At 39.9% G+C, this 19,467-nt stretch carries 16 protein-coding genes, 1 other RNA gene and 2 other annotated features (1 of these 19 cut by a window edge); of the genes, 14 read left to right on the top strand and 3 right to left on the bottom strand.

Annotation, left to right across the window (positions count from 1 at the left end; translation table 11 throughout):
- Window position 1: 1 nt before the first annotated feature.
- Both KO561_RS11760 and dtd read left to right on the top strand, forming a co-directional pair.
- Window positions 2-2,203 carry a RelA/SpoT family protein gene (locus KO561_RS11760; RefSeq protein WP_231093445.1) on the top strand — a complete coding sequence of 734 codons (2,202 nt, stop codon included), beginning with the start codon at window positions 2-4 and terminating at the stop codon, window positions 2,201-2,203.
- Between the two features lie 10 nt (window positions 2,204-2,213).
- Window positions 2,214-2,660 (top strand): D-aminoacyl-tRNA deacylase, encoded by a 447-nt coding sequence (dtd, locus tag KO561_RS11755; protein ID WP_231093444.1) that lies wholly within the window; start codon window positions 2,214-2,216, stop codon window positions 2,658-2,660.
- Window positions 2,661-3,392: 732 nt separating this feature from the next.
- Here dtd and KO561_RS11750 read toward each other — a convergent pair.
- A complete protein-coding gene (locus KO561_RS11750; protein WP_231093443.1) occupies window positions 3,393-4,469 on the bottom strand; it encodes an N-acetylmuramoyl-L-alanine amidase family protein in 1,077 nt (358 codons plus the stop codon).
- Between the two features lie 118 nt (window positions 4,470-4,587).
- On the opposite strand from KO561_RS11750, the gene KO561_RS11745 reads away from it, so the two are divergent.
- From KO561_RS11745 to ssrS, 4 genes are all read left to right on the top strand, one after another.
- Window positions 4,588-4,761, top strand: a complete 174-nt coding sequence (locus KO561_RS11745) for a hypothetical protein (protein ID WP_231093442.1) — start codon at window positions 4,588-4,590, stop codon at window positions 4,759-4,761.
- A 49-nt stretch (window positions 4,762-4,810) separates the two neighbouring features.
- Window positions 4,811-5,027: a binding site (T-box leader), on the top strand.
- A 99-nt stretch (window positions 5,028-5,126) separates the two neighbouring features.
- Entirely contained in the window at window positions 5,127-6,407 is a 1,281-nt protein-coding gene (hisS, locus tag KO561_RS11740; protein WP_231093441.1) for a histidine--tRNA ligase, read from the top strand.
- A 1-nt stretch (window position 6,408) separates the two neighbouring features.
- Window positions 6,409-8,187: an aspartate--tRNA ligase gene (gene aspS, locus KO561_RS11735; RefSeq protein ID WP_231093440.1), complete on the top strand. Its 1,779-nt coding sequence runs from the start codon at window positions 6,409-6,411 to the stop codon at window positions 8,185-8,187.
- A 76-nt stretch (window positions 8,188-8,263) separates the two neighbouring features.
- A non-coding RNA gene (gene ssrS / locus KO561_RS11730) (6S RNA) lies at window positions 8,264-8,444 on the top strand.
- A 424-nt stretch (window positions 8,445-8,868) separates the two neighbouring features.
- Here ssrS and KO561_RS11725 read toward each other — a convergent pair.
- Window positions 8,869-9,573 carry an RsfA family transcriptional regulator gene (locus KO561_RS11725; RefSeq protein WP_231093439.1) on the bottom strand — a complete coding sequence of 235 codons (705 nt, stop codon included), beginning with the start codon at window positions 9,571-9,573 and terminating at the stop codon, window positions 8,869-8,871.
- A 103-nt stretch (window positions 9,574-9,676) separates the two neighbouring features.
- A complete protein-coding gene (locus KO561_RS11720) occupies window positions 9,677-10,954 on the bottom strand; it encodes a replication-associated recombination protein A (RefSeq protein WP_231097123.1) in 1,278 nt (425 codons plus the stop codon).
- Between the two features lie 455 nt (window positions 10,955-11,409).
- Here KO561_RS11720 and KO561_RS11715 point away from each other — a divergent pair, with 455 nt between their 5' ends.
- From KO561_RS11715 to KO561_RS11680, 8 genes are all read left to right on the top strand, one after another.
- Window positions 11,410-12,048: a YczE/YyaS/YitT family protein gene (locus KO561_RS11715; RefSeq protein ID WP_231097121.1), complete on the top strand. Its 639-nt coding sequence runs from the start codon at window positions 11,410-11,412 to the stop codon at window positions 12,046-12,048.
- Window positions 12,002-12,421 carry a cysteine metabolism transcriptional regulator CymR gene (cymR, locus tag KO561_RS11710; protein WP_231093438.1) on the top strand — a complete coding sequence of 140 codons (420 nt, stop codon included), beginning with the start codon at window positions 12,002-12,004 and terminating at the stop codon, window positions 12,419-12,421. The genes KO561_RS11715 and cymR overlap by 47 nt, the downstream gene beginning before the upstream one ends.
- Window positions 12,422-12,449: 28 nt before the next feature.
- Entirely contained in the window at window positions 12,450-13,592 is a 1,143-nt protein-coding gene (locus KO561_RS11705) for a cysteine desulfurase family protein (RefSeq protein ID WP_231093437.1), read from the top strand.
- A gap of 27 nt (window positions 13,593-13,619) precedes the next feature.
- Window positions 13,620-14,732, top strand: coding sequence for a tRNA 2-thiouridine(34) synthase MnmA (mnmA, locus tag KO561_RS11700; protein ID WP_231093436.1), 1,113 nt, complete (start codon window positions 13,620-13,622; stop codon window positions 14,730-14,732).
- Between the two features lie 109 nt (window positions 14,733-14,841).
- Window positions 14,842-15,513 (top strand): tetratricopeptide repeat protein, encoded by a 672-nt coding sequence (locus tag KO561_RS11695; RefSeq protein WP_231093435.1) that lies wholly within the window; start codon window positions 14,842-14,844, stop codon window positions 15,511-15,513.
- A 14-nt stretch (window positions 15,514-15,527) separates the two neighbouring features.
- Window positions 15,528-17,843 carry an SF1B family DNA helicase RecD2 gene (gene recD2 / locus KO561_RS11690; RefSeq protein ID WP_231093434.1) on the top strand — a complete coding sequence of 772 codons (2,316 nt, stop codon included), beginning with the start codon at window positions 15,528-15,530 and terminating at the stop codon, window positions 17,841-17,843.
- A 149-nt stretch (window positions 17,844-17,992) separates the two neighbouring features.
- The gene (locus tag KO561_RS11685) at window positions 17,993-18,181 is read left to right on the top strand and encodes a DUF2797 domain-containing protein (protein WP_231093433.1); all 189 of its coding nucleotides are present in this window, start codon (window positions 17,993-17,995) and stop codon (window positions 18,179-18,181) included.
- A 97-nt stretch (window positions 18,182-18,278) separates the two neighbouring features.
- Window positions 18,279-19,346 carry an AI-2E family transporter gene (locus KO561_RS11680; protein WP_231093432.1) on the top strand — a complete coding sequence of 356 codons (1,068 nt, stop codon included), beginning with the start codon at window positions 18,279-18,281 and terminating at the stop codon, window positions 19,344-19,346.
- Window positions 19,347-19,395: 49 nt separating this feature from the next.
- Window positions 19,396-19,467: a binding site (T-box leader), on the top strand; it runs 137 nt beyond the window's last position.

Genomic DNA, 19,467 nt, shown 5'->3' with positions numbered 1-19,467 from the left:
TATGGCAAGAGAGAACATTTTAACAGCTGAAGATGTAATCAAACAGGCAAGTGAGTACCTTTCCGAGAAAGATACAGCTTTTATTAGACGTGCCTATGAATATGCACAAAAGGCCCATGAAGGTCAGTATAGAAAGTCAGGGGAACCTTACATTATCCACCCGATTCAAGTAGCTGGAATTCTTGTTCATTTAGAACTAGATCCAGAGACTATTGCAGGTGGGTTTCTTCCTGATGTCGTAGAAGATACGAATGTGACAGTGGAGCAACTCCAGCAGGAGTTTAATCCAGAAGTGGCCATGCTAGTAGATGGAGTTTCGAAGCTTGGGAAAATCAAGTATAAATCGAAAGAAGAACAGCAAGCGGAGAATCATCGTAAAATGTTTGTTGCGATGGCGAAGGATATTCGTGTGATTTTAATTAAACTCGCCGATAGACTTCACAATATGCGAACGTTAAAGCATTTACCACCCGAAAAGCAGAGAAGAATTTCCAATGAAACGTTAGAAATTTTCTCGCCACTTGCTCATCGCTTAGGGATTTCTACGATAAAATGGGAGTTAGAAGATACGGCATTACGCTATCTAAACCCGCAGCAATATTACCGAATCGTGCATCTTATGAAACAAAAAAGGGAAGAACGAGTCCATTATTTAGAGGAAGTCATGCAAGAGGTTCAGAAACAATTGGACGAAGTAAATATTAATGCTGATTTCTCTGGTAGACCGAAACATTTATATAGTATTTATCGGAAAATGGTGCTTCAGAACAAGCAATTTAATGAAATCTATGACCTGTTAGCTGTCCGGATCATCGTAAATAGTATTAAAGATTGCTATGCAGTTCTTGGCATTATTCATACGTGTTGGAAGCCCATGCCTGGCCGTTTTAAAGATTACATCGCGATGCCGAAGCCTAATCTTTATCAGTCCTTGCACACGACAGTAATCGGTCCTAAAGGGGCACCGCTTGAAGTGCAAATTCGTACAAAGGAAATGCATGAGCTTGCGGAATTTGGAGTAGCTGCACACTGGGCGTATAAAGAAGGAAAAAAATTAGATCAGAATAAGCAAACATCGGATGAAAAGCTATCCTGGTTTAGAGAAATTTTAGAATGGCAAAATGAAACCCATGATGCGGAAGAATTCATGGAATCCCTAAAGGTTGACCTGTTCTCTGACATGGTATATGTTTTCACACCTAAAGGGGATGTTATTGAATTACCAGCTGGTTCCGTGCCATTGGATTTCGCTTATAAAATCCATACCGAAATCGGGAATCAAACAATCGGTGCTCGTGTTAATGGAAAAATGGAACCCCTTGATTATCGCTTGAAGACAGGGGATATTATTGAAGTGATGACTTCGAAACATTCATACGGGCCGTCACAGGATTGGATTAAGCTCACCCAAACCTCGCAAGCGAAAAACAAAATAAAACAATTTTTCAAGAAGCAAAAAAGAGACGAAAACATCCTAAAAGGTCGCGAGTTAGTTGAGCGTGAGATCCGGACTGCTGGCTTCGATGTGAAAGAAGTCTTGACACAAGAAAATATTAAGAGAGTTTCAGAAAAATTTAATTTTACATCGGAAGAAGAATTATATGCAGCGGTAGGGTATCAAGGGATAACCGCCGCTCAAATTACGACACGCCTTACTGAAAATATTAGAAAGCAACAGCAAAGAGATCAAGATCTCGAACAATCGTTAGAAGGGGTTCGTAGCGAAGCGAAGCCAACCTCAAGAACGAAAAAGGATTCTGGGGTGCGTGTATCGGGTGTTGATAACTTATTAGTGCGATTATCCAAATGCTGTACACCTGTTCCAGGTGATCAAATTGTCGGCTATATTACGAAAGGTAGAGGGGTTTCGGTTCATCGAACAGATTGTCCGAATATCCAAACAGATGAAGCGAAAGATCGTATTCTGGATGTGGAATGGGAGCATGAAGAAAATACTTCGAAACAATATCATGTCGATCTGGAAATCTCCGGATTTGATCGAAGAGGTTTATTGAATGAGGTGCTCCAGGTTGTAAATGAAACGAAAACAAACATTATTGCGGTAGATGGAAAATCAGACCGTAATAAAATGGCGTTAATTCATATTACGATTCTCATTCATAATCTAAGTCATTTACGTCGAATTGTGGATCGATTGAAGCAAATCCAGGATGTTTATACCGTTACGAGAATGTTACAGTAGAGGTGGAAAGATGAGAGCTGTTATTCAACGAGTCAGCCAAGCTCAAGTAACTGTCGAAGAGCAGGTTGTCGGTAAAATTGGAAGTGGGATCGTTGCCTTAATTGGTGTTACCCACGAAGACACCGAACAGGATGCAGATTACTTGGCAGACAAAATTGCTCATCTTCGAATTTTTGAAGATGATGCTGAGAAAATGAACGACTCGGTAAAAGATATTAATGGACAAGTTTTATCAATCTCGCAGTTTACCTTATATGGAGATACGAGAAAAGGCAGGAGACCTAATTTTATGGCTGCTGCCAAACCAGATCCTGCTAAGAAACTGTATGATTATTTTAATAAAAAGTTGATGGAAAAAGGAATTGTCGTGGAAACAGGAACATTCGGCGCGATGATGGATGTTCAGCTTACCAACGACGGTCCTGTTACGCTTTTGTTAGATAGTAGAGATACATGAAGAACGCCTGAGCTAGTGTGAAAACTATACAAAGACTAAGGCATTAAATGGACTGGCACAAAAGTGTTTTAATTAAATTAAAATCCGAACTATAATTCGAAAATTGTTTCATTAGAATTCGAATTAGTTCGGATTTTTCTTTTAGGTACTTTTTAAATTTTGTTGCTAATAATATATAAATTGCGACATAACGAAATAGTGATTCTTTTATTTTCTTTAACAAGTTGACTGCTAATCCGGGGCTGCGGAAAAATACTCGCTTTCCGTGGGGAACGCCTCAGCCTCCTCGCTCGCAAAGAACGCTCACTGTGGGGTCTTCAACTGTTCCTTTCCCACAGGAGTCTCGCATTTTTCCGCAGCTTAGTACGGAGTTCTTTTCAAGTCAGAGGTGTTTCCGGCCTTCTCATTTTATAGGTATTAATAACCCATTATATTAGAAAATACCTACAAGCGTAGGCAGAATACGTAGACTCCAGCGGGAACAGCGCGAGGTTGACAGTTTCGTTCATATCAGGAAGCTGAGGCCGTGCCAGCGGAAAGCGAAGTATTCTGCCGGAGCGTGGCACTTAGGCTAAACTTGACTTTTTAGTAATTATTCAAAATCCTTACGTCGCATTTTCTATCAAATGTGAATGAAGATCGATCTATTGAATCGTAACATTCTAAGCTTCTTATCCTGTAATCGTTTGTCTTAAGAGTGGGAAGTTATAGTTTTTTCCCACCTCTTTCCACTTAGTTAATACGGAAGTAGTTAGTTAGCCCTTTTATAATCCCTTCTGATAGTTTTTCTTGAAACGTTACGGACATAATTTTTTCCTCTTCTTCCACATTTGAAAGAAAGCCTAGTTCCAGTAAAACAGATGGTCGATGGTTTTCCCGAATGACCTGGAAGTCCCCAAACTGTGTACCTCGATCATCCATTCCAGTCGCTTTCATTAGTTCGTTTTGAATCTCTATAGCGAGGGATTCGTTTCGCTCGTGATAGTAATAGCTACTGATTCCACTAGCAGACGGAATTTCAGGCGTACTGTTATAGTGGAGGCTGATGAAGGCATCTGCATGATAGAGATTTGCAACACTAGCTCGTCCACTTAAGGACATGTATTGATCTACCGTTCTTGTCAGGATGACATGAGCACCTAACAATTCTAGCTCTTCTTTAAGCTTTAAAGCGGTACGAACCGTGTGAGTCTTCTCATAGCTTCCACTTTGACCAATGGCTCCTACATCCCTTCCGCCATGACCAGGATCAATAACGATGGTTTTATTAGCCCACTGATTTGAAATGGGAACAGATGATTGAGGATTGACTAGCCATTTTTCTACATACCCGACTTGATCCTTTAACGAGACCTCGTACCAATCGTTTTCCTCACCTAGCACTTCCAAAGATTGTCCTTTTTCAACAGAGTCTAAAATATCAAAGTCAACCGAAGGACCAGTACGAAGAATCGTTTTATTATAGTGCGTAATTACATAATGCTTCGCTTCTTTCGCTTCTTCTTCCTCTGTTTGCGTATTTTCAGTTTCAGCTGGTGTTGGAGAGGAATCTTCGTTTACCGAGATATAATCTCTCGTTACCCATCCAACGGTACCTTCTGTTAATTGGATTTCTATCCATTCTCCTTGTTCGGATAGGATTTCGTATTGTTCATCTTGATTTACCTGGGTGATTACGTCGTAGTCTAGCCCTGGCCCGCTACGAACATTTAAATCATTGACAAGGATTATCGCATTACTTGCATAGACCACGGAAGATATGGATAAAACTAACAACATAACAATTCCGATTACAACACGTTTTGACAATATGGTTTCCTCCCCAATCCACCTTTTTGTGCGATTGTATTCTAGTTAAGATTGGATTCCATCTTTCATCATAATAAAAAATCGAGAAAAAATCCAAGAAGAAGAAAGGACCGATCGAATGAGAGCAAATAGAAAAGAAACGATTGCAAAAGAAGCTAATGATATATATGGAGTAAACTTTCACCGTTTTATGGAAGTAGAGGGACAGTTAAATGGTATGGAAATAGCTGAAGAGTTCGGGATTTCTCTTGGGGAAGTAAAAAAGTTAAAAGAAAAACTAAATCGTTCTTGACATCTTGTGTAACAGCTATTATGATTATAAACAATTCAATTGGATGACGGATTAGCCAATGATGGAGAGAGTATTTAAGGCGACCTTGAAAAGAGAGTAGGTACCTTGGCTGGAAGTACTTATCAAGAAACCTTAAAGAAAGACACTCCGTAGGTTCTGCATTGAATAACGAGTAAATGCAGACGTTTTGCAGGCGTTAACTGTGTAAGGTGGAAGCATGATGCTTCAACTAGGGTGGCAACGCGGGTGAAACTCTCGTCCCTTATTTTTAGGGATGGGAGTTTTTTTGTTTACCTCCATAACAATCAAGCAATCTGACAAGAACATCCAAGCCTACATAAGGAAAAATTCAAGGAGGTTATCGTATGAGCTTAAAGGCACCGAGAGGGACTCAAGATTTACTACCAGGTGTATCAGAGAAATGGCAATACATTGAAAACGCACTAACAGAACTGTGTACGAATTATCACTATAAAGAAATTCGGACACCAATCTTTGAACATACCGAACTGTTCCAACGTGGGGTAGGGGATACAACCGATATTGTACAAAGAGAGATGTACACCTTCACTGATCGCGGAGATCGAAGCATTACCCTTCGACCAGAAGGTACAGCTTCCGTTGTGCGTGCATTTGTTGAAAACAAATTGTTCGGTTCACCGAATCAACCGACAAAGCTTTTCTATGTGGGACCTATGTTCCGTTATGAACGCCCGCAGCAAGGTAGAATGAGACAGTTTGTTCAGTTTGGCGTAGAAGCATTAGGGAGTGCAGATCCTGCAATTGATGCGGAAGTTCTCGCATTAGCAATGAACTGCTATCAATCGTTTGGATTGAAGTCGCTAAAGCTTGTCGTCAATAGTTTAGGAGATAAAGAAAGTAGAGAAAACCACCGAGATGCATTGATCGGCCACTTTACTCCACATAAAGACGAACTATGTGATGACTGTAAGGTTCGACTAGAGAAAAATCCATTACGTGTATTAGATTGCAAGAAGGACCGAAATCACCCAGCGATGGAAACGGCACCTTCTATACTAGATTTTTTAAACGAAGAATCGAAGAATTATTTTGAATCAGTTCAACAACATTTAACGAATATGGGAATTCCTTTTGTCGTTGACCCGAATCTCGTTCGTGGCTTGGATTATTATAATCACACAGCATTTGAAATCATGAGTAATGCAGACGGATTTGGTGCCATTACAACCCTTTCTGGTGGTGGAAGATATAACGGTTTAGTAGAAGAGCTAGGTGGACCAGAAACACCAGGAATTGGGTTCGCATTAAGTGTAGAGCGCTTATTAATGGCGATTGATGCAGAAGGTATTGAGCTTCCTGTTGATGAGTCTTTAGATTGTTACATTATTACAATGGGTGAGAAAGCAAATCAGAAAGCAGTAAGCCTTCAATACAAGCTACGTCAGGCAGGTATTCAAGTAGATAAAGATTATTTAAATAAAAAACCGAAGGGTCAATGGAAAGCGGCAGATCGACTACAAGCGAAGTTTGCTATTGTACTTGGAGATGACGAATTACAACGTTCTATTGCTTCGGTGAAAAATCTATCCACAGGCGAGCAAGAAGAGGTAGACTTCGCAGACTTAGAGATCTACTTAAAATCCGCATTGCAGGGAGGAAAATAAGTTGAGTTCCAAAAGAAATGTTGCTGGAAGCCTTCGAAAGGACCATGTTGGTCAAGAAGTAACCTTAAAAGGGTGGGTACAAAAGAGAAGAGACTTAGGTGGCTTAATCTTTATTGACCTAAGAGACCGTTCTGGCATTGTGCAAGTTGTTTTTAACCCTGCACATTCCGAAAAAGCTTTACAAACTGCAGAACAAGTAAGAAGTGAATTTGTTCTGGAAATTTTAGGTGAAGTGGTAGAAAGAGAAGCATCTACTATTAACCCGAAAATGGAGACAGGGGAAATAGAAGTAATTGCGAAGGAGATTACGATTCTCAATGAAGCGAAAAACCCTCCTTTTCAAATATTGGATCAAACCGATGTTGCGGAAGATCTTCGCTTAAAATACCGTTATTTAGATTTAAGAAGAGACCCGATGCAAAAGACGTTTATTTTGCGCCATAACACGACTCAAGTCATCCGAAACTTCTTAAACGATGAAGGATTTTTGGAGATGGAAACGCCGATGCTAACAAAAAGTACGCCAGAAGGTGCAAGGGATTACTTAGTTCCAAGTCGGGTGCATCCGGGTGAATTTTATGCATTGCCACAATCTCCACAACTGTTTAAACAGATGCTTATGATGTCTGGTTTCGAAAAATATTATCAATTTGCTCGTTGTTTTAGAGATGAGGATTTACGTGCAGATCGACAACCAGAATTTACCCAAATTGATATTGAAACGTCCTTTTTGACGAAGGAAGATATCATGGCTATGACGGAACGCATGATGAAGAAAATGATGAAAGAAATTAAAGGAATGGATATAGAGCTTCCTTTGAAACGAATTACGTATCAGGAAGCTATGGAGCGTTTTGGTTCCGATAAACCAGATACAAGGTTCAGTCTAGAGCTTGTAAATGTATCTGAAGTAGTCAAGAATTCTGGATTTATAGTGTTTGATGGTGCAGTCGAATCGGGAGGCAAAGTAAGTGCCATTAATGTAAAGGGTGCTGCTAGCGAATATTCTAGAAAAGATATTGACCATCTAACTGAGTTTGTGAAAATCTATGGAGCGAAAGGTCTTGCATGGTTAAAAGTAGAAGGAACCGAATTAAAAGGACCTATTTCTAAATTTTTATCTGAGGAAGTAAGTGAGGAACTTAAAAAGCAATTAGAAGCTGCGGATGGAGATTTATTAGTATTTGTTGCAGATAAAATTTCCGTTGTGCACGAGAGCTTAGGAGCACTACGATTAAAACTAGCAAAAGACCTTAAGCTAATAGATGAATCGAAATTCCATTTCCTTTGGGTTACCGATTGGCCGTTATTTGAGTATGATGAAGAGCTTGGACGCTATTTTGCAGCACACCATCCGTTTACGATGCCGGAGTTAAGTGATGTAGATAAACTTGAATCTAATCCAGCGGAAGTGCGGGCGCAGGCTTATGACCTTGTGTTGAATGGATATGAACTTGGTGGGGGTTCTCTTCGTATCTATCAAAAAGAGATGCAAGAGAAAATGTTCCAAACACTTGGATTCTCGAAAGAAGAGGCAACAGAGCAGTTTGGTTTCTTGCTTGAAGCGTTAGAATACGGCACTCCGCCACATGGTGGTATTGCGCTAGGTTTCGACCGAATGGTCATGTTACTAGCGGGAAGATCTAACCTACGGGATACGATTTTATTCCCAAAAACAGCATCTGCTTCAGATCCATTAACAGAAGCACCTGGAGTTGTAGATGAAGCACAGCTGAAGGATCTCCATCTTGCCTTACGTTTACCGGAAAAGGAAGAATAAAATGACTGGGGCATTCCTTGAAAGGGATTGCTTCATATGGTAATATAAAAATACACAAAGAAGGAAGCATCCTTCTTCAATCCTGATGTGTTTGTCTTATTACTGTATGTTTTGACCGAACACCAGTAATTACGGGAGCTTGATGTTTCAAAGTGGCGTACATGCCTCACGGAGGACGTATAAGATTTTGAACAGGGCACCCACCTGCGAGGAGTGGGATCAAAACTTCAAATTCGGACGGCACGATTGGGATTGATTCCATGAATTATGATAGGGCCTTAAGAGATTAGTTCTCTTAAGGCTTTTTGTTAGTATAGGAAATTATAAAATTTGCCTGGTGTGGATAAACATACTGCAACAGCCAAGTCCAGCTTCAGCACCCAGCAACTAGCGAGACTTCCCTCACCTCTGTACGATAACTGTTTGACGATAGTCAAATTTCCTTAACCTTTATTAACTAAGGAAGGCCAACTAAACCCGGGCTTTGCGCCCAACGTTGGCATACCCCTTTGAAGGGGCATGTTTCCTTTATCTCCGACGGTTCAGTCCAGTCCGTACGTGGCCCCGGCAAGGGGTCTGCAGACGTTGTCCGCAAAGGATGGTCTTAGTCTGTAATCCTTAAACCCGGGCGCTTGCGCTTTTGTTCATTGCAAAAAAAAGAACTGACCTTATGGCCAGTTCTTATCTTGCTACTTGCTCTAGATTCCCGTTCTTCTCCATACGAAAAGCAGGGGATGGGATATCATCCTTTTCATCAAATACAACCATTTTTCTCGCACGATCCATAATCTGAATAAGAACCTGATAATCTTCTTGAATGGTAGCAAGTTGGTTTTGTAATAGATTTACTTTTCTTTCTAACTCTCCTTTTTCATTTAGGAGGGTTTGCTTCTCTTGTTCTACCTTTTCTAAGCTATTTTTAGACCTACTTGATTCTTGAACATCGTGTTTCATATTTCTTAAATATTGAATGACGGTATCCAAATCTAGTGATGGAGTCGATGCAACCGGTTCTGATGCAACTGGTTCTCTATATGCTTCTACAGTAACGCGGTTAAGATCTATTTCGTCGTTTTCACTTTCATAAGCAGGAGTGTGAAAGGTAGGTGGAACCGATTGTCTTTGTGGTATAGACTTCTTTTCCTTTGCTTCAGCCCGCTTTTTTTCTTTCCGTTGTCGCTTTGCAATAGAGACAGCCTGATCATACTTTTGTCTCACTTCTGCATTCCAGCGAAACCCACATGCGGCTGATGTTCTATTTAGTTTATCTCCTACTTCTTCAAATGCGTTTAATTGCGTACTACCTTCACGAATATGACGTAAAACTGTTTCTGCTAATAGTAAATCATCTTCGTGGGACCACGCGTCTTGTCTAACTTTAACCAAGTATTCCACTCCTCATCTTTTGCTAATTGTTAAATTCATAGAAATAGTTTGCTAATTTTATCTCTAGTCTGTCCGAAAAGATTTGGAGTTATACAAGGTAATTTTATTTTTTTTGCTGTTTATCTAGTATTTTTTCATAAACGGATTTCAAAGACTGTTCAAATTTACCTGTGTCCTTCGGCTTATAGTATTTTTTGTTACGCAATTTATCTGGTAAATATTGTTGGTCTACCCAGCTACCCTCATAGTTATGTGGATATTTATATTCTACTCCTCTTCCTAATTTAGCTGCTCCGGAGTAGTGGGCATCCTTTAAATGGGATGGAATTTCACCACTAGAGCCTGTTCTAATATCGTGCAGGGCACTGTCCAATGCTTGATAGGCGCTATTCGATTTTGGTGATAGTGCTAGTTCCGTTACAGCAACGGACAGAGGAATTCTTGCTTCTGGAAAGCCAATTCTTTCCGCTGCTTGGACAGCCGCAATAGCACGAGGGCCTGCCTGTGGATTTGCTAGACCAATATCTTCGTAGGCTATAACAATCATTCTACGTGCGATACTATCGAGATCTCCTGCTTCGATTAATCGACCTAAATAATGGAGAGAAGCATTGACATCACTGCCTCGGATGGATTTTTGGAAAGCGGACAGCACATCGTAGTGTGCGTCCCCGTCCTTATCATGGGAGAAACTCTTTTTTTGCATACATTCTTCCGCAATCGATAGGTCTATGTAAATTCTTTCGGAATCCTCTGGTGTAGAAAAGGCAGCAAGCTCTAATCCATTTAGAGCAGCTCGCAAATCTCCATTGGATGATTGCGCAAAATGATCGATTGCTTCTTCAGTCACGACGAGGGGAAGATTTCCTAGCCCTTCTTCCTTATCAGATATTGCTCGCGAGAGGGCAACTTTCACGTTTTCTTCTTCCAATCGATGTAATTCAAATAAGTGACACCTACTACGGATAGCTGGATTAATAGAATGGTACGGATTGCTGGTCGTACATCCAATTAATGTAATTAAATTACTTTCCAGGTGTGGGAGTAGAAAATCCTGTTTTCCTTTATCGAGCCGATGAACCTCATCCATAATAAGAACGAGTGATCCAGACATTTTCGCTTCTTCGACCGCAATTTCCATGTCTTTTTTCTTATCTACTACCGCATTTAAAATTTTGTAGCGAAGATTTAATGTATTGGCTAAGGCCATTGCCATGGAGGTTTTTCCTGTGCCAGGCGGTCCGAATAAGATCATCGACGCCAATCGGTTCGCGTCGATCATTCGACGAACCATTTTCCCAGATCCGACTAGGTGTGTTTGACCGATGACCTCGTCAATATGTTTTGGACGCATTCGAAAAGCTAATGGTTTATGATTCAACATGCATTTCCCCTTTGTAATTCAAGTGCATTATCTATTCTTTTTTTAGAGGATGTTCAAAAAGTCCGGTAAAAATCGCTTTGAACTTCTGCGTTGGCTTGCTTCTCAAAAACAGGTGCACCTGCGTCTTCTAGAACTATCGAGGAAGTGAAATTCCTCGGTGCAAGGCAGCAAGGAAGTTAATTCGCAGTAGTGGCCTTCCTCATGTATCCATAATCATACATTCCGGTACTCGAAGCGGCGCCGCCTTGAATTTCTTTGCGCTTTTTATCCTCCTTTTTGAACACGCACTTTTAGACTAAGTATAACGCATTAAAAATGCAAGAAAGAGGGTATTCGTGCTATAATTACGTTTGTTATCATTTTGCCCGGGTTTCTGGCAAATATAGATGAGAAAAAGAAGGATGAAAGTGACAGAGAAAAGAAATCAGCAGGGGGAAACGTGGATAAGATGGATGTTCTTTGTTGGAGGTCTTATCTTATTGGCACTTGGCATTGCCTTAACTATTAAAGGAAAAGATTTAGGAATAAGTCCATGGGATGTTTTTCATTATGGATTGTTCCTCCATTTTGGCCTTACTATTGGCCTGTGGTCTATATTGGCAGGTTTAACGATTGTATTGGTAACGAGTGTGTTTACACGGACATTTCCTCAAATTGGTACGTTTCTAAATATGATTCTAGTAGGATTATTTATAGATTTTTTCAATTGGCTTCTTCCTAATATAGAACTATTTTGGTTGGAAGTCATCGTTTTTATTCTCGGGATTCTGATTTCCGCCTATGGCGTTGGCATTTATGTCGCTCCTAATTTAGGTGCTGGACCTCGGGATAGCGTGATGCTATTGATTAATAAGGCTACAGGCTGGAAGGTATCTCGCGTGAGAAATGGAATTGAATGTGTGGTTTGTCTTGCAGGATTTCTGTTAGGTGGACCTGTCGGAATAGGCACGATTTTAGTCGTATTATTCATGGGAAATATCGTCGGGTATGCGATTCCACATTCAAAACAATTACTGGATTTTGTTATAAGAAGAGGTGATCGAGATGAAAATCTCAACCAAAGGACGTTACGGCTTAACCATCATGATTGAACTAGCACGAAGCTATGGCGAAGGACCAGTGTCCTTAAAAACGATTGCACGAGAAAACCATTTATCGGAGCACTACTTGGAACAATTAGTCGCACCATTAAGGAACGCCTCGCTCGTTAAAAGTATTCGGGGTGCCTACGGTGGTTATATGCTTGCAAAAGAACCGGATCAAATTACGGCTGGTGACGTGATTCGGATATTAGAAGGTCCAATTACCCCTGTTGAAGGGATAGAGGATGAAGAACCAGCTAAGCAAGCTTTGTGGATACGAATTAGAGATGCGGTTAAAAATGTATTAGATACAACAACGTTAGAAGATTTAATGAAGCATGAAGATGGAGAAAGTCAAGAGCCTTACATGTTTTATATTTAATCTGGTTTAGATAGAAAGGAAGCGAAGCATGGAACCCATATATTTAGATCATGCTGCAACTACTCCTGTACATCCCGAGGTCATTGCCGACATGCAGTCGGCGGTTACGGATGTATTTGGCAATCCTTCTAGTATTCATCGTTTTGGTAGAAAAGCAAGACATCTATTAGATGAAGCCCGAGAGTTGGCAGCTTCTAGTATTGGTGCGAATGAAAAAGACATTGTGTTTACTAGTGGTGGAACTGAATCCGATAACTTAGCGTTAATAGGAACTGCCCTTGCGAATAAAGCAAGAGGGAATCACATTATCACGACACAGATTGAACATCATGCAACCCTACATGCGGCTAATTATTTAGAAGGAAAGGGATTTGACGTTACCTATTTACAGGTAGATGAAACGGGACGTGTTCGTCTTGAAGACTTAAAGGATTCCTTAAAGGATAATACGGTTCTAGTGTCCATTATGGCAGTAAATAATGAGACTGGTGTCATTCAACCAATCCAAGAGATTGGAGAACTTTTGCACCACCATCAAGCCTATTTTCATACTGATGCGGTTCAAGCATACGGGTTATTGAAAATAGATGTAGATGCGTGGAATGTTGATTTACTTTCCGTATCCTCCCATAAGATCAATGGTCCTAAAGGAGTCGGATTTCTTTATGTTCGAGAAGGAGTCAAAATGGACAACTTGCAGTATGGCGGCGAACAAGAGCGAAAACGAAGACCTGGTACGGAAAACTTAGTTGGCATCAGAGGATTTCAAAAAGCAATTGAAATTAGCCAGCATGAGCGCGAAGAAAGAGCTGGCAAATATAGCTCATATAAAAAAATATTTATGGATACGTTAAAAGAAAATCAGATTTCGTTTTCGATAAATGGTGACGAAGCCCATATTATTCCTAACATTATAAATATGAGCTTCCCGCATACACAGGTAGAAGCGCTATTAACCAATTTTGATTTGGAAGGGATCGCCTCCTCTAGTGGAAGTGCATGCACAGCTGGATCAGTTGATCCTTCTCATGTCTTATCAGCTATGTTTGGCTCGAACCATGAACGAACTCAAAATTCGGTACGTTTTAGTTTTGGTTTAGCGAATACAGAGGAAAATGTAAAAGAAGCGGCAGTACGAATTGCGAAAGTATTGAATCGACTGACAAAATAAAAAAGCAAGATAGGTGGTGAATGACAAATGACTGATAACAAAAACATTCGCGTCGTCGTTGGGATGAGTGGGGGAGTTGACTCATCTGTAGCAGCGTTACTACTAAAACAACAAGGCTATGACGTCGTAGGAATTTTTATGAAGAACTGGGACGATACTGATGAGAATGGCGTATGTACAGCAACAGAGGACTTCAACGATGTAGTACGCGTATGTAATCAATTAGACATTCCTTATTATTCGGTGAATTTTGAAAAGCAGTATTGGGATAAAGTTTTCACTTATTTCCTTGAAGAATATAAAGCAGGGAGAACTCCGAACCCGGATGTTATGTGTAACAAAGAAATCAAATTTAAAGCATTTATGGAACATGCGATGTCCCTTGGTGCAGATTATTTGGCTACTGGGCATTATGCACAGGTTCGGAGAGCAGGAGATCAAGTACAACTACTGCGTGGTAATGATGACAATAAAGATCAAACATACTTTTTGAATCAATTGTCCCAATCCGTTCTTTCTAAAGTAATGTTCCCACTCGGACATTTACCGAAATCAGAAGTTCGTCGAATCGCTAAAGAACACAATCTAGCGACGGCTACCAAGAAAGATAGTACGGGAATATGTTTTATCGGGGAAAGAAATTTTAAAGAGTTTTTAAGTGAATACCTCCCTGCACAACCAGGTAAAATGGTGACATTGCACGGGGAAGAAAAAGGTTCACACGATGGGTTGATGTATTACACGATTGGTCAACGACAAGGACTTGGCATCGGTGGTGCAGGGGATCCGTGGTTTGTGGTTGGGAAAAACTTAGAAGATAATGTGTTGTATGTAGAACAAGGCTCTGAAACAGATTATCTCTATTCAGATGCTTTGATGGCGTCCGACTTGAGCTGGGTTAATGAACAACCATTAACGGAACCTTTGGAATGCACAGCCAAATTCCGTTATCGTCAAACGGATAGCAAAGTAACCGTAACGCCATTAGAGGATGGCAAAGTGAAAGTGGATTTTCATGACCCTCAACGGGCGGTAACACCAGGCCAAGCGGTTGTCTTTTATCAGGACGAGGTATGTCTCGGCGGTGGAACGATTGATGAAATTCTGAAAAATGAGCGCAGCTTAGAGTATGTTGGGTAAGGAACAAAGGGACAGACAAATTTGTCTGTCCCTCTTGTTTGAAATCTATTAAAATGGTTAGATGGAAATATAGACAGAATGCATTTACATAAGAAAAGGAAGGTTTTAAGTGGATAAGTTAAATGAAGGTATTAAGAAGATGCAAGAACAAAACTTTGAAGAAGCAGCAAAGCTGTTTAATGAATCGATAGAAGAAAACCCGAAGGATCCACTAGGTTTTATAAACTTTGGGAACTTGTTACTCCATATGAATGAATTAGAGAAAGCGGAGCGTTTTTTCCTACGAGCGATAGAATTAGATGATCAGCTAGCAACTGCTTATTACGGGTTAGGAAATGTCTACTTCGAAAAATCGTTATTTGAAAAGGCGCAAGAGCAATTCCAAAAAGCAATTCAGCTTGGTCTTCAGGAAGCAGATGTTTATGTAATGATCGGTTTATCGTTACAAAACTTAGATCATCAAAAGCTCGCACTTCCCTATTTCCAGCGAGCTACTGAACTAAATCCCGAAGATGAGGTAGCGTTGTTCCAATATGGACTATCCTTGGCGGAAACGAATCAGATTGATACAGCACAGCAAGTCTTCTTTCAAGTATTGAAAATAAATCCGAGGCATAGTGATACCCACTACAATCTAGGTGTATCGTATCTTTATAAAGATGATGTGGAGCTCGCGATGGACCATTTTAAAAAGGCGCTTGACATTCAACCTGACCACCTTTTAGCTAGTCATGCAAAGGAAAAGATTGAAGAAATGAACAATAACCAGAACCAAGAATAAAAGGAGCTCGAACAATGGAAAAGGAAAGTAGAAAAGGGTTCATAAAGGGTGAACTCATCCATACCATTTTTACAAATGAACAAGAACACTTTTCCATTGCCCGGATTAAGGTTTTAGAGACGGACGAAGAGGTCGAGGAAAAGGAACTCGTCGTAAAAGGGTATTTTACCCGCCTTGATCCAGGGGAGATCTATCTTTTTCAAGGAGAATTTGAGAACCATAAACGTTTTGGGAGGCAATATCAAGTCCATCATTATGAGCGTTTCATTCCGGAAACTACAGATGGTATCGTTTCTTATTTATCTAGTGATTTGTTTTATGGGATCGGAAAAAAGACAGCCCAAAAGATTGTAGATATATTAGGAGAAACCGCGATTAACCAAATAATGAATGATGCATCTGTTCTGAAAAAGGTTCCGGGATTAAAATCGGAGCAAGCAGAACAGCTAAGACGCTCTTTGCAAGAACATCAAGGCTTCGAACACATCGTCGTTAATCTATCGAAATATGGTTTTGGTTTGAAGATGGCACAAAAGATTTATGAAGCTTATAAAGATAAAGCATTGGAAGTATTGGAGAATGACCCGTACCAGTTTGTATTTGACATCGAAGGTTTTGGATTTCAACGAGCGGACGAAGTAGCAGCGAAAAAAGGTATCTTGAAGAACCATCCTAGTAGAATTCAAGCAGGCTGTATTTATGTCCTCCATCAAAGTACGTTTAGTGGTCATGTTTATTTACCGTTGGAAGATTTGGTGAGTAGTGTGGAACAATTGCTTAACCAACGGGTTTCGGAAGTAACGTTTGACGAGATTTCAAAAGAAGTAATCACTCTCAATACAGATCAAAAGATTATTGTACAGGACTCGAAAGCTTACTTGCCAAGTCTTTATTACGCGGAAACAGGTTTTTGCTCACAGCTCCACCGAATAATGAGTGAAAAGGCGGAAGAGGAAGTTCCAACTGCTGAATTATTAAAAATAATTGGGGCTTTGGAGGAAGAAGAGGCATTAAGCTATGGAAAAAAACAATTTGAAGCGATTGAACAAGCCTTACATTCAAAAGTGATGATTCTAACTGGTGGTCCAGGAACAGGGAAAACGACGGTTATAAAAGGAATCATTAATGCTTACTCTGGTCTCTATGATCTATCTTTAGAACCTAAGGATTATGATAATGAGCTTACATTTCCGTTTCTTTTGACTGCGCCTACCGGTCGTGCAGCTAAAAGATTATCAGAGTCGACTGGCCTTCCTGCTATGACGATACATCGACTACTCGGATGGAACGGTCACGAAACATTTGAAAAGGATAGCGATAACCCATTATCCGGAAAGCTAATTGTCATTGATGAGTTTTCCATGGTGGATACGTGGTTGGCGAATCAATTATTTCGAGCCATCCCGAAAGATATGCGTGTTCTCATTGTTGGGGATGAAGACCAACTACCATCGGTTGGTCCAGGACAAGTGCTCGCTGATTTATTAGCGAGTAAGCAGATTCCCTCGGTTCAACTTGACGAGGTGTACCGTCAGAAGGAAGGTTCTAAAATCATTCAGCTCGCACATGAAATTAAGAACAACACGTGTGATTTGGATTCTCTGCAGAAGGATGCAGACTTTAATTTTATTCCATGTGGCGAACATCAAGTGTTGGATGTCGTTAACCAAATCGTGCAAAAGGCGTACGAAAAAGGGGTCGACATGAAAGATTTGCAAATTCTTGCTCCCATGTATAAGACCAAAGCAGGCATCCATCGTATAAACGAACAAATCCAAATGATTGTCAACCCACCAAACCAGCAAAAGCGCCACATTAAATGGGGAGAAGTCGAGTATCGAACAGGTGATAAAGTGATTCAACTCGTCAATCAACCAGAGGATGGAGTTTTTAATGGAGATATTGGCGAAATTGTAGCGATCTTTAAAGAATCAGAAACCGAAGATAAAACCGAGCAAATCGTTATTTCTTTTGATGAAAAAGAAGTTTTGTATCTAAAAAAAGATTTGAATCATATCACGCACGCCTACTGCACGTCGATTCATAAGTCACAAGGTAGCGAGTTTCAAATCGTAGTATTACCAGTGGTCCCGAGCTATCGTCGTATGTTACGAAAAAATTTGTTATATACCGCGATTACTCGAAGTAAAAACTCATTGATCATTTGCGGAGACAAGCATTCTTTCTTGCAAGGGATAAAAGAAGAGGATACGAATATGAGATATACGTCCCTAGTATCTTTCTTACAAGAAATCTTTCAGTTGGATCAAAAGGTAAAAGAACAAGTGGAAGAGGAAAATGAAGAAATATCCCCATACGACTTTTTATAACTAGAGGCAGCTGTCTCTAGTTTTTCTTTTGTTCGGCTTTTTTCGACGAAATCCAGGTAGTGACAGGCACCGCTCAATTCACAAGTATAAGAATCTATTTTTTGGACATTATGGTAGTAACAATTGAAACATCAAGGAGTGACTGCTATATGCATTGTCCGAATTGTAAAGGGAAAAATATCGGAAAAATTGGGAACCAACAATACTATTGCTGGAACTGTTTTATTGAACTTTCTTTAGAAAATGAAGTACTGGACGTTCATCAAGTTGAGGCAGATGGTTCCTTAAGCTCTTTAAATGATTTATTTTCAGAAGATGAAAGAAAGCTCCAAATGTAAATAAGGAAAACAACTAGAATGCTAGAAAGGAGCCCCCTTGTCATGCCCTGAGACGACAAGGGTTTTCATTTGCAAGCATCGAATGGAGGGAAGCAGTTTGTTTACCTCGGAAAAACAACTCAAAGTTCTTTATAATATTATCATAGCGATATTACTCGTTCTTTTTATCTATTTATTAACGAAGCTTTTTCCGTTATATGAAGCGTTCCTTGCAATCATCATTAGGATTCTTACACCGTTCTTCATAGCGGGTTTAATTGCTTTTCTATTGCATCCCTTAATTGAAAAACTGCATGATTTAAAATATCCAAGATGGTTGGCCATAGTGCTTATCTACAGCATTTTCTTTGGTGGACTTGGTTATTTACTTTATGAGACCTATCCAGTCGTGTTACAGCAACTAAATGATTTAAAGAACAATTTACCAGTTTTCATGGATCAGTATCGCAACATTATTTATGAGATGTATGAAAAAACTTCCTTTCTACCGGAAAAGGTGCATGACAAGATGGATGTCATCCTTCTAGAAGCGGAAAACTGGCTTGCAAACGTGTTGACGAATGCAGTGAAAGATTTAACGAAAGTCATGGATGTTGTAATAATCGTAGCGGTGATTCCGGTTATTGTGTTTTATATGTTGAAGGATTTTATACTTATAAAGCGAGTAATGTGGAAGCTCAGTCCGAAAAAGTATCGTATAGAAAGCAAACAGTTATTTAGTGACATTGAAAAAAGCTTAGGGGATTACATAAGAGGACAATTACTAGTCTGTTTATTTGTCGGACTAACCAGCTTTCTATTATTATGGCTGATTGGAATGAGGTATCCACTACTGTTTTCTATTATAATGGGGATTACCAATCTTATTCCTTACTTTGGTCCCATATTAGGTGCTGTACCAGCGGTGATTATTGCATTCACTATGTCCACCAAAATGGTTGTCTATGTGATCATATCAGTTTTTGTTGTACAAATAATTGAAGGGAACTTATTATCTCCATTAATCGTCGGGAAAAGTGTACATATCCATCCTCTTCTTATCATTTTAGCGCTTTTAGTAGGGGGAGAATTAGGTGGAATTATGGGAATGATTTTGGCTGTTCCCGTTTTAACAGTCCTAAATGTCTTTTTCCATCATTGGAATGCATTAAAGGCTACCCGTTGACATCTTTCGGTAGTTTCTCTATAATATCGCATATCAACAGTACTAAGAATGAAAAACGTCGAAGATCATGAGTACGTAGAATTCTGCTTGAAAAGAGAGAATGTCCCGAGGCTGAAAGGAA

The sequence above is a fragment of the Radiobacillus kanasensis genome, assembly GCF_021049245.1.
Lineage (GTDB): Bacteria > Bacillota > Bacilli > Bacillales > Amphibacillaceae > Radiobacillus > Radiobacillus kanasensis.
Note: the sequence above shows the minus strand (reverse complement) of the source record. Positions and strands in the feature narration are given on the sequence as shown.